The organism is Paenibacillus sp. Y301, from assembly GCF_059445505.1.
Genome location: NZ_JCAIUL010000001.1, coordinates 424,128 through 435,155, shown reverse-complemented (window position 1 = coordinate 435,155; position 11,028 = coordinate 424,128). Strand labels below are relative to the sequence as shown.

The following is an 11,028-nucleotide window of genomic DNA, read 5'->3' as shown; positions in this document are numbered from 1 at the left end:
CCATAAATATTGCGGTAGTTTTTGAAATTTATGTGACCTTTACAGTTACTTTTTGGGTAATTTGGGAGATTTAGCTAATTTAATCAAATCTTCAATCTCATCTTTCGTTAAATGACGGAATAATCCACGTTTTAGGTTCTGCAATAAAAGATCACCGAAAGAGATTCTCTTCAACTTAATAACAGGATGAGAAATCGCTTCAAACATTCTACGAACCTGACGATTACGTCCCTCATGTATGGTAATGGAGATTGTAGCTTCATTTTTGGCTGTATCGATATCTTTATACTCCACTTCTGCTGGAGAGGTCATTCCGTCATCAAGCATGATTCCTGCCTTCAGCTTGTCTAAGTCGGAACCGTGAGGCACCCCTTTCACTGTTGCCATATATGTTTTTGGCACATGGTGTTTGGGATGCGTAAGAAGATTAGCGAACTCTCCGTCATTGGTGAGAAGAAGTAAACCTTCCGTGTCGTAATCAAGTCTACCCACGGGATATACTCTTTCTTTAATACCTCTTAAATAATCGGATACAATCTTACGACCTTCAGGGTCTGAAGCACTTGTAATTACCCCTTTAGGTTTGTTCATTACGAGATATACCTTCTTTTCGTTACTAATAGGTCTACCACTTACCGTAATGATATCTTGGTCGGGGTCCGCCTTTGTTCCTAGGGTAGTTACGACCTCCCCGTTAACTTCCACTTTACCTGCTACGATCAAATCCTCGCATTTGCGTCTGGATGCAATCCCAGCTTGAGCTAATATTTTCTGTAATCTTTCCATTATCGTTAATTCACCTCAGACTAATGATACCCATCAGCAGGATAAATCACAAGCTCATTCCACGGAAAATGTGAACCTGGACAAACCTGGGAATGTGGGTAGAGGTATAAAGGAGAGATATCGTACCTTCTGGAGAGCTCCATAATTAACTTACTAGCGGTAAAAAGTTGTTGTTTCGACCGGAGTGACATTAGATCATATGCGCGATTAAAATGGCCTTCGAGACAAATATGAATATATTCAGGATCAGTTAGTACGGGGGCGGAAATAATGGAGGAATCTAAACTAATCCAGAAATCATATCCTTTTCCATTAATCGAGGAGCACGCAGAGTGATGAATTATAAACCCTTCATATAACATATACTCACCTCATCCTTGGGCAGCTTGGCTTGTATAGAATATGAAAGATACATACGGTTGGTATAGGCAATCTTCTTAGTCAGCCAAAGAAAATTAAACAAACCGCAATTGCGGCAACAAAACCAACCACATCTGAGAATAAGCCCACCTTCAGGGCATAACGCCCATTTCGGATCCCAACAGCGCCCATATAGACGGTAAGAACATAGAGCGTAGTGTCTGTACTACCTTGTATCGTAGAAGCCATTCTTCCAATCATGGAATCAGGTCCATAGACTCGAATAAGATCTGTCGCAAAAGCCAGAGACCCTGTTCCAGTTAACGGCCGCAGTAGCCCTAACGGGAGAATCTCACTGGGAACACCTAACGATTGAAGGAAAGAACCTGTCCAACCGACAAAGAAATCAAGAGCACCTGATGCTCTAAATACACTAATGGCAACCATCATCCCCACGAGATGTGGAATAATCTGAACGGCTGTCGAGAAGCCATCTTTAGCACCATCAATGAAAGATTCGTAGACAGGTACTTTTTTAGTAAAGGCAAATAAGGGAATAAAGACAATGATAATGGGTATTGCCCAAGTAGAAATGAGATTAATGAGTGCATACACAGAGAATCATCCTTTCATGCTAGGCTTTGATGAGATGCTTTTAGCAGGTGGCTTATGATCTCTATGAAGATTCCATCTTCTACACCAACGATCTGCCAAGATTGCAGCTACTGTTGCAATGAATGTGGCAACCAATGTAGTACCTACGATTTCCGTCGGACTCGCAGAATTGTAATTGATCCGAATTGCGATCAGCGTCGTTGGAATTAAAGTAATGCTTGCTGTATTTAGAGCAAGGAGCGTACACATCGCTGGACTTGCAACCTCTTTATCGGGATTAAGGGTTTGCAACTCCTGCATCGCTTTGATTCCCATGGGTGTCGCCGCATTTCCTAAACCAAGGAGGTTAGCACTCATATTGGATAGAATATAACCGATAGCAGGATGATCACGAGGTACATCAGGGAATAAGAACCTAACAACTGGGCTTAATACCTTAGCAATTTTTCTCAAGAGACCTGAGTCTTCTGCAATGCGCATCATTCCCATCCAGAAAACAAGTACGCTGATGAGTCCAAAACAAACAGTCACTCCTGTCTTAGCACCATCAAATGCTGCTGTTGTCACTGACTCAATATTTCCTGAAATAGCTGCAAATACAAACCCAATTACAAGTAACGCAAGCCAAATTACATTGATCATCCCCATGACCTCCCACACCGTTGTTTCATAATCAATTTCAATCAATTCAAAATCATGTCTATCATTCCTTGTATTCCTTGTTCCTTAACCATTCCGGTTACAGCATTAGCAATTCCGTTTACACCATTAGCAATTTATTTATTAGTCGTTCAATAATAGTCATCTTAGAATTCGGTTGTGTATAGTCATCTTGCTCTATAGTTTCCTTGTTCGGTATGGCGTGCTCAGGAAGAAGACTTCCTGGAGAATACACAGGAACTTTACCGACGAGTTTACCCTCATGTAGAATCTCGATCCTACCTTTTAATCCAAAAGAAGTATCCGGGCTTTTATCTTGATTTACATTTCTTGGTGTCATTAGAATTAGCCGGTTGGTAATTGCACTTTGTTCTCCTTCGGCTAAAGGATAAGCAAATGCCTGACTAGTAACTAGGTCATGTCCTTCAACCTTTTGTCCACGTTCAATCAGGGAAACAAGCGGATAATACGCAAATCCATAGTCCAACATTTTGCCATGATCATTCCAGTCATCCCCATCATTAATCGTAACACTTACAAGTTGTTGTCCATTTCTTGTTGCTGAACTCACTAGACATCGAAAGGCCTTTTTCGTATACCCAGTCTTCACACCGTCTGCTCCATCATAGAAACGCAGCATTTTATTTTTGTTATCCCATTTGTAATCCCAGGCTTCATTAGGATTGGGGACTTTCTTCGTAGGTGTCTTGACAATTTCCTTAAAAGTCGGATTATGCATTGCATAGACAGTCATCGTAGCTAAGTCGTTTGCAGAAGAATAATGTCCCTCCGCATCCAACCCATGAGGATTCATAAAATGAGTATGTTTGAGCCCTAATTCATTTGCTTTAGCATTCATTAAATAGACGAATCCTTCTTCAGAGCCTCCAACATGCTCTGCAATAGCTGTTGCTGCATCATTCCCAGAGCGTAACATAAGCCCATACAGCATATTCTCTAGACTCATTTGTTCTCCGAGCTTTAAGTAAATCGATGAACCTTCTTTGGCATAAGCATTTTTACTTACCTTAACCGGTTTGTTCATCGGTCCATATTCAATGGCCACGATCGCGGTCATAATTTTGGTCAGACTAGCAATTCGAAGCTCATCATCACCATGGTTAGAGTAGAGTATACGGCCCGACGTAACATCCATTAATGAAGCAGCTTGAGCATGTGTAGCTACACCATGGTGAGTGGATCTTGCATGAGTTGGTATGGCAGAACTAATGGATAGACATAAACATATCCATAGAACGATCTTCAATTTATTCTTCATGTTCATGTTTATCTTTCCTCCGGCGAAATTCTTGGGGTCTAGTACAAGTATATGCTTGGCTATAAACAGGTATGTCCTTTCATTGGCAAAGAACATATCGGAAACACGGCTAGTCCGAGATAGGGATGGAACTGCTGGCAGTTACTAATTTCAGTTAGCAGGACAAACTACTGTTAAATAGTTGATATATCCCCGTAATACATGTATAGCAGGAAATTATCCTGTTACATTAACCTGTTATGAGCAAATCGTTTTCTAAAGATCAAATTAGATGGAGAAATTCCAGTTGGTGGAAATCTCATCATCAGGTGCAGAACGTATAGAAATGAAAAACCCCTTCCGTTATCCAGCGGAAGGGGCGTAATCATCTTTAAAACACAATGTTATCTGATTTTTCCCCAGTGGGTGAAGTTGTAGAAGAATAATTCGCTTTATTTTGTTGGTTAGGATTTTTCTTCTGGAACATCTCTTGTATCTTCTCCATCACATACGGTACCGTATCAATCATTTTCTCATAAATATGTGTCTGACAGTCGAGTGGTAAGATGTATACGCCATCTTTACCTACAACAAGAAATGCAATTGGACGGATGGATACCCCTCCACCTGTACCTCCTCCAAATGGAGGATTCTTCTTTTCTTGTTGATCATTCGTCCCCGATGTCTTCGTAGAGCCTTCCACACGAAAATCACTTCCACCAGCAGCAAATCCAAAAGCCACTTTACTTATAGGCAGAATCACACTACCATCAGGTGTCTGAACAGGATCACCAACGATCGTGTTCACATCCACCATTCCTTTAATGTTCTCCATTGCCGTCTGCATCAACCCTTGAATGGGATGGTCTGACATTGTTATTTCCTCCTTCATGCGATATTGATAAGGACTTCCCTTCGCTTTTTGTATTATGCGCACTAAGAAGGAGGAGTATGTACTGATCGAATTAAAGGGCAAAATTAAAAGGACTCTCCAAAGGAGAATCCTTTTTAAGCTCATGAATAATATTGGCACTTCTAATTGTTGAAGAGCTTATTTGGGGTAAAATATTAATCAATTATTTCCGTTTATCACAAGTTAAATTTTGGATTTCATAAAAATAAACCATCGTTTTACACAAATCAATTGTGAAAAGGATGGCTTTGCCTCATTTAAAAATATTGATTTTCATATGACACTTCAGAAAATTAAAGCATGCATGTTCTCCATTACTTTTTAGACATAATCTTCTTCCAACTCTTCAAGCCACCTTTTATTTTAAGCACCCGCACCATCAGAACCATTCCTGCATAGATGGCATATCCGCAAGAGATATGTGCTGTACAAGACATCTCCGTTGAGAATTGAGGACGATCATCAAACACAGGAACGACAAGTAATTGGGGATAATTCTTCATCTGTACCTGATATGATAACCATCCAACAATGAATGTCTTAGTACTCCATATCAGTCCCGTAACTACACCTGTACTAGCAGCATCCCCTACGCAAAAGGCCGTAGACCATGTAAGATTTACAATAGACAGTCGAGATAACGTACGTTTCAGCCATATTTTAAATGATTCCGTCGCTTCAAGAATTTCCTGAATCTCTCGCATCCAGATGTCGATTTTACGTTTATTCACATGTGTTTCAGTATCTTCCACTTTTTTCGTCGATCCCACGTTTTTTCGTTTTTCAACTTTAATCATTATTCCTTTCTTCATATTCTCAAATTTCATCATAGGTAACTCATAATGGAAACGGATCAAACCATATAACATTCTAATTTTGAATACCACTTCGTCGTTCTTCCCTTGCTTACTCAGCCATATATCCATATGAATCTTTGAGAGAAGAACCGCAGTAACAAGCAACACGAGTACAAAGACAATGATTATAAAAATCCACACATGTAAACCCCCATGCTTGTTTAAAATGAACCTCTATAACTAGTATGGCAATTCTACTTGGAAAAAATTCGGCAAATCAGATAAAGACAATAAAAAACCGTCATTTCTTATTGAAATGACGGTTTTTGAATGAATGATAGCCATTATGAATCTTTCACATCATCAAATGTTAGCTGACGTCCATCAAGGCGATCAAATAGCATTTGAGTCTCTTCCTCTAGGTTGTCCTTATTTTCAAAAAGAGAAGGTTCAGGTAAATCTTTGATACCTGCCAGACCAAAATAATCTAAGAATGGCTTCGTTGTACCATACAGGATCGGTCGGCCAATCGCTTCTGCACGACCTTTCTCTTCAATAAGATCTTTATTTACCAGGGTATGAATGGCGCGTTCCGACTTCACTCCGCGTATTTCTTCAATCTCTACACGGGTGATAGGTTGGCGATATGCCACAATGGCAAGTGTCTCAAGCGCAGCCTGTGATAATGATGCCCGAGATGGAGAGTATGCCAATCGTTCGAAATAAATAGCATGGTCTTGGTGCGTAGCCAACTGGTAGCTACCTGCAATTTGTATAATCTGAAGTCCACGTTGTTCTTTCACGAAGTCTTCCTTCATTTCTTCCAGTGCGTCACTAACTAACTCGTTACGTTGTTCCACAATCTCAGCAATCTGCTTCACACTTAATCCTTCATCACCTGCTAGAAACAGCAGTCCTTCAATAATCGATTTCAACATCGGGTATTCCATGTAATTCTTCTTCTCCTCTCCATTCCATGACGATGTCATCGAATAGTCTTTCCTGATAACACAATATTTGCTTCATCTTCATGAGCTCGAGAATAGCTAGAAAGGTCACCACAATCTCATGGCGAACCATATCCTCATGTAGTAACTTTGAGAATAGCAATTTCCCGCCTTTACCTCCACGTTGTAGAGCTTCCACAACATCCCTAATACGATCTTTAACAGATATTTCATCCCTCTGAATTCGTGCATATGCATTACGTTTGACTACTTTGCGTAATGCTTTCTGGAAAGCTGCAACCAGATCTGCTGCATGTAGACCTTGAACAGGGTTCTCCGAAATGGTAGGCATCCATGAAGCTAAATCCTCTGGCTCTTTTGAGAAAATAAGACTTCGTTCCCACTCACGTTCATGGAGATGCTGAGCAATCCCTTTGTACTTACGATATTCTATGAGCTTCTGCACCAATTCCGCCCGTGGATCATAATCATCATCTTCATAGAAATCGAAATCTTCCATTTCAATGATCGGTGGTTTGGGAAGCAACAGCTTGCTCTTAATAGATAATAAAGTAGCTGCCATCACAAGAAATTCGCTCGTAACTTCCAGTTCGAGTTCCTGCATATTCTGCAAATAAACCATATACTGTTCTGTAATCTCAGTGACGGGGATATCCTGGATGTTAATTTCCGCTTTATCAATGAGATGTAGAAGTAGATCCAGCGGTCCTTCAAATGTTTCCAGCTTATATTGTACAGGTTCAGACACGGTAAATCCTCCCGCCAGCAAAAATAAAAAATGTAGTACCCGATTAAAGGGTACTACATTAAATAAGCACTATTTAAACAGTTTCGTCAAGTTTGCCATCTCAATTGCTGAAATAGCTGAATCGTATCCTTTATTACCTGCCTTCGTTCCAGCACGTTCTATGGCCTGCTCAATATTCTCCGTCGTAACGATTCCAAATATCGTAGGGATTCCACTTTTTAGGTTAATTGCTGCTACCCCTTTAGCAACTTCATTACATACATAATCATAATGGGACGTTGATCCTCGGATAACCGTGCCTAATGTGATTACTGCATCGTACTTACCACTTTCGGCCATTTTTTGAGCAATCAGAGGGATTTCAAACGCTCCAGGAACCCAAGCTACATCGACCTCATCCTCTTGTACACCATGACGTTTCAGCGCATCCAGTGCACCACCAAGTAGTTTACTCGTAATAAATTCATTGAACCGTCCAACTACTATCCCGTATTTCAAACCTTCGGATACTAAATTACCTTCAAAATAGTGTGTCATATTAAATCATCTTCCTCTCATTTTCCATTATTTATTAGGATCTTCGTTCTGTTCAATATCGTCAAACTCCATTAAATGGCCCAGTTTCACTTGTTTGGTATGCAAATAACGCGTATTATCCTCATTCTCTTTCATTTGAATAGGTACCCGCTCAACAACTTCTAATCCATAACCTTCCAGACCTTTAATCTTGCGCGGGTTATTTGTAAGAAGCCTGATTTGCCCTACACCTAGATCTTTTAGAATTTGTGCCCCTATACCATAGTCTCGTAAATCTGCTGCAAACCCCAGTTTTAAATTCGCATCTACGGTATCTAGACCTTCTTCTTGTAACTTATAAGCTTTCAATTTATTAATAAGACCAATACCGCGTCCTTCTTGCCGCATATACAGTAGAATGCCACTTCCTGCTGCATCAATCTGACGAAGTGCGGCAGCAAATTGTGGACCGCAATCACAACGGTGAGAGTGAAATACATCTCCTGTCAGACACTCAGAGTGTACGCGTACAAGCAATGGTTTGTCAGGGTCAATCTCTCCTTTTACTAAGGCAAGATGCTCTTTATCATCCACTTCATTCGTATAAGCGATCGCTTGAAACTCGCCAAAGTCTGTTGGCATACGAACGGAGACTTCCCGTTTAATTAATCTTTCTTTTTCATTACGGTAATGAATTAAATCTTTAATACTAATTAATTTCAATTCCTGCTTCCGAGAAATTTCGAATAGATCGGGTAAGCGAGCCATCGTTCCGTCTTCCTTAATGATCTCACAGATAACCGCTGCTGGATAAGAACCACACATCCGCGCCAAATCTACCGCTGCCTCTGTATGACCTGCCCTACGAAGGATACCACCTTTCTTAGCAATCAGCGGGAACATATGTCCCGGTCTACGAAAGTCACTAGCAGTTGCCTTCGGGTCCATGATGGCCTTGATTGTTAAGGAACGTTCATAAGCAGAAATACCCGTTGTTGTGTCTTTATGATCAATCGATACTGTAAAAGCGGTCCCGTGGTTATCTGTATTATGTGCAACCATCGGTCTCAGATCTAGTTCATCTGCACGCTCTTGAGTGATAGGTAGACATACCAATCCACGCCCTTGACTAATCATAAGGTTAATAACTTCTGGACTTGCCTTTTCTGCCAAAGCTATGAAATCCCCTTCATTCTCACGATCCTCGTCATCAACGACGATAATTACCTTACCACGCATCAGATCATATATGGCTTCTTCAATAGGATCAAAAATGATTTCGTTCTCCATGATCGTTTCCTCCTAAAAGTTTTGGAGCATTACTTGCAGTCATCACTTCATCAAACTTACTTCGGAAGCATATGCTTAGTTTTGGAGCTGTACTTCGTAGATTTACTTCGTCAATACGTACTTCCGAAGCATTAGCTACAGCTATCGAATATCACGCAAATCCGTTCTTTGCTAGATACTCCATATTAATTCCTGAGGATTTCTCCTCATTTGGCTGTCTAGATGAGCCATAGTTAAGTAAGTGCTCCACGTATTTACCAAGTACATCACATTCAATGTTCACGGTATCTCCAGCTTTTTTTGAATAAAGGACGGTTTGGGCTAATGTATGTGGTATGACGGATACTTGAAATTTACTCTCTTGTACATTAACTACTGTCAGGCTTATGCCATCGAGTGTAATTGAGCCTTTGGGGATAATATATTTAAACACGTTCTGATTCTCAGGTGTTATCTCATACACAACCGCATTTTGATTTCTCGTAACATGGTTGATCTTACCCACTCCATCTACATGTCCTTGCACCATGTGTCCGCCAAAACGTCCGTTAGCAATCATTGCGCGCTCTAGGTTTACCTTACTTCCCATTTGAAGATCCTTCAGATTCGACTTCCGAAAAGTTTCTGGCATAACATCTGCCGCAAAGGAGTGAGCATCTAATAAGGTGGCTGTCAGACACACGCCATTTACAGAGATACTATCTCCAATCTTCAAGTCACTCATAATAGTTGATGCAGCAATGTGAAGAACCATGGCTTCTCCATTTCGAGTTAGCGCTCGCAATGTACCTATCTCCTCGACTAACCCTGTAAACATAAATATCACCGCCCTTCTCGTGAATTAAGACCATACAGGAATGCCACTAATACACAGATTATCTCCCAACTTTTCAACTTCTAATGAATCTAATCTAACAGCATCATCCATCTTTTCGCTTCCATCAAAAGAGAAACTACTCGGAGCTCCGGTTCCCCCAACAATCTTCGGTGCTAGGTAGATCACGATTCGATCAATGAGTCTCGCCTCTACCATTGCACCATTTAAATTCCCACCGCCCTCAAGAAGAATGGAACCTATTTGCATCGCACCTAATTTCTCCATAGCTAGGGTGAGATTCACACGTGGGCCATCTCCACACACAATTACGTTCACACCAGCTTGTTTTAGTTGTTCTGCTTTTTGAACATCCATCTGTTCAGTCGTTAATATAATAGATTGGGCTAATCCGTCTTGAACTACGTTGGATTCTAAGGTGATACGCAGTTTGGAATCCACAATAATACGAATTGGATGAAGTCCGTCTACCGATAATCTAGTGGTTAGGTGTGGATTATCCATCAGAACTGTCTCTATTCCGACCATGATCCCTTGATGACGATGACGTAATGTATGCACCTGCTCACGGGCCATCTCATTCGAAATCCATTTACTATCTCCTGTTTTAGTAGCGATTCTGCCATCCAATGTACTGGCAGTCTTTAAGGTGACGAATGGAATACCGGTCGTAATATACTTAATGAATTTCTCATTTAATTTCAGAGCTCTTTCTTGAAGTAATCCGACTTCTACCTCAATTCCATGTTCACGCAACATCGTAACGCCTTTACCCGCTACTTGGGCATTAGGATCTGTGCATGCTACTACAACTCGTTTAACCCGCTCTTTGATGAGACGTTCACTACAAGGTGGTGTGGTTCCATAATGACTGCAAGGTTCCAAGGTAACATAGACAGTGCTTCCTGCTGCCTTATCACCAGCCATATTTAAAGCATGAACTTCAGCATGCGGTGTCCCTCGCTCTAAATGAGTTCCCAATCCAACCAAGTTGCCATCCTTAACAACCACACAACCAACGACTGGATTAATATGTGTCTGCCCTTGCGCACGTTCTGCCATATCGATCGCTAGCGACATATAGAACGCATCATTCATCACTTCCACTTTCTAATTCACCTCAACTTTCCTTGAAAATATACATAACAGAAAACCCCTTACCGGATGATATAGATTCATCTGATAAGGGGTTGGAATTGTGAGAGTCAAATAGAATACACAAATACAAAGTCTATGAACAATTACCCAAATAGACCCCAGCAAATGCACAGAAAATTTGCTT

General features: G+C 40.8%; 12 protein-coding genes. All 12 read right to left on the bottom strand.

All coding sequences use genetic code 11. The features are described 5' to 3' along the window. Positions 1-45: 45 nt before the first annotated feature. The 12 genes from AC1D69_RS02135 to ribD all read right to left on the bottom strand — a co-directional run bounded on the left by AC1D69_RS02135 (position 46) and on the right by ribD (position 10,853). The gene (locus AC1D69_RS02135; protein WP_495454494.1) at positions 46-786 is read right to left on the bottom strand and encodes a pseudouridine synthase; all 741 of its coding nucleotides are present in this window, start codon (positions 784-786) and stop codon (positions 46-48) included. A gap of 441 nt (positions 787-1,227) precedes the next feature. Then, positions 1,228-1,761, bottom strand: a complete 534-nt coding sequence (locus tag AC1D69_RS02130; protein WP_495454493.1) for a spore maturation protein — start codon at positions 1,759-1,761, stop codon at positions 1,228-1,230. A gap of 6 nt (positions 1,762-1,767) precedes the next feature. Next, positions 1,768-2,403 carry a nucleoside recognition domain-containing protein gene (locus tag AC1D69_RS02125; RefSeq protein WP_495454492.1) on the bottom strand — a complete coding sequence of 212 codons (636 nt, stop codon included), beginning with the start codon at positions 2,401-2,403 and terminating at the stop codon, positions 1,768-1,770. A 118-nt stretch (positions 2,404-2,521) separates the two neighbouring features. Then, complete coding sequence (locus AC1D69_RS02120) at positions 2,522-3,706, bottom strand: D-alanyl-D-alanine carboxypeptidase family protein (protein WP_495454491.1); 1,185 nt, start codon at positions 3,704-3,706, stop codon at positions 2,522-2,524. 364 nt (positions 3,707-4,070) lie between these two features. After that, the gene (gene ytfJ / locus AC1D69_RS02115; RefSeq protein WP_495454490.1) at positions 4,071-4,553 is read right to left on the bottom strand and encodes a GerW family sporulation protein; all 483 of its coding nucleotides are present in this window, start codon (positions 4,551-4,553) and stop codon (positions 4,071-4,073) included. Positions 4,554-4,906: 353 nt separating this feature from the next. Further along, positions 4,907-5,590: a DUF2953 domain-containing protein gene (locus AC1D69_RS02110; protein WP_495454489.1), complete on the bottom strand. Its 684-nt coding sequence runs from the start codon at positions 5,588-5,590 to the stop codon at positions 4,907-4,909. 143 nt (positions 5,591-5,733) lie between these two features. Next, positions 5,734-6,339 carry an SMC-Scp complex subunit ScpB gene (gene scpB, locus AC1D69_RS02105; RefSeq protein WP_495454488.1) on the bottom strand — a complete coding sequence of 202 codons (606 nt, stop codon included), beginning with the start codon at positions 6,337-6,339 and terminating at the stop codon, positions 5,734-5,736. Next, positions 6,308-7,105, bottom strand: coding sequence for a segregation and condensation protein A (locus tag AC1D69_RS02100; protein WP_495454487.1), 798 nt, complete (start codon positions 7,103-7,105; stop codon positions 6,308-6,310). The genes scpB and AC1D69_RS02100 overlap by 32 nt, the downstream gene beginning before the upstream one ends. A 69-nt stretch (positions 7,106-7,174) precedes the next feature. Further along, positions 7,175-7,642 (bottom strand): 6,7-dimethyl-8-ribityllumazine synthase, encoded by a 468-nt coding sequence (ribH, locus tag AC1D69_RS02095; RefSeq protein WP_495454486.1) that lies wholly within the window; start codon positions 7,640-7,642, stop codon positions 7,175-7,177. 27 nt (positions 7,643-7,669) lie between these two features. Then, positions 7,670-8,911 carry a bifunctional 3,4-dihydroxy-2-butanone-4-phosphate synthase/GTP cyclohydrolase II gene (locus AC1D69_RS02090; RefSeq protein ID WP_495454485.1) on the bottom strand — a complete coding sequence of 414 codons (1,242 nt, stop codon included), beginning with the start codon at positions 8,909-8,911 and terminating at the stop codon, positions 7,670-7,672. A 151-nt stretch (positions 8,912-9,062) separates the two neighbouring features. Beyond that, positions 9,063-9,728: a riboflavin synthase gene (ribE, locus tag AC1D69_RS02085; protein ID WP_495454484.1), complete on the bottom strand. Its 666-nt coding sequence runs from the start codon at positions 9,726-9,728 to the stop codon at positions 9,063-9,065. A 24-nt stretch (positions 9,729-9,752) separates the two neighbouring features. After that, complete coding sequence (gene ribD / locus AC1D69_RS02080) at positions 9,753-10,853, bottom strand: bifunctional diaminohydroxyphosphoribosylaminopyrimidine deaminase/5-amino-6-(5-phosphoribosylamino)uracil reductase RibD (RefSeq protein WP_495454483.1); 1,101 nt, start codon at positions 10,851-10,853, stop codon at positions 9,753-9,755. Positions 10,854-11,028: the final 175 nt, after the last annotated feature.

What these genes read in the sequence shown, in the direction of transcription:
- AC1D69_RS02135 (WP_495454494.1), bottom strand. Translation starts at nt 786, where the DNA reads ATGGAAAGATTACAGAAAATATTAGCTCAAGCTGGGATTGCATCCAGA.
- AC1D69_RS02125 (WP_495454492.1), bottom strand. Translation starts at nt 2,403, where the DNA reads ATGATCAATGTAATTTGGCTTGCGTTACTTGTAATTGGGTTTGTATTT.
- AC1D69_RS02120 (WP_495454491.1), bottom strand. Translation starts at nt 3,706, where the DNA reads ATGAACATGAAGAATAAATTGAAGATCGTTCTATGGATATGTTTATGT.
- ytfJ (WP_495454490.1), bottom strand. Translation starts at nt 4,553, where the DNA reads ATGTCAGACCATCCCATTCAAGGGTTGATGCAGACGGCAATGGAGAAC.
- scpB (WP_495454488.1), bottom strand. Translation starts at nt 6,339, where the DNA reads ATGGAATACCCGATGTTGAAATCGATTATTGAAGGACTGCTGTTTCTA.
- ribH (WP_495454486.1), bottom strand. Translation starts at nt 7,642, where the DNA reads ATGACACACTATTTTGAAGGTAATTTAGTATCCGAAGGTTTGAAATAC.
- AC1D69_RS02090 (WP_495454485.1), bottom strand. Translation starts at nt 8,911, where the DNA reads ATGGAGAACGAAATCATTTTTGATCCTATTGAAGAAGCCATATATGAT.
- ribE (WP_495454484.1), bottom strand. Translation starts at nt 9,728, where the DNA reads ATGTTTACAGGGTTAGTCGAGGAGATAGGTACATTGCGAGCGCTAACT.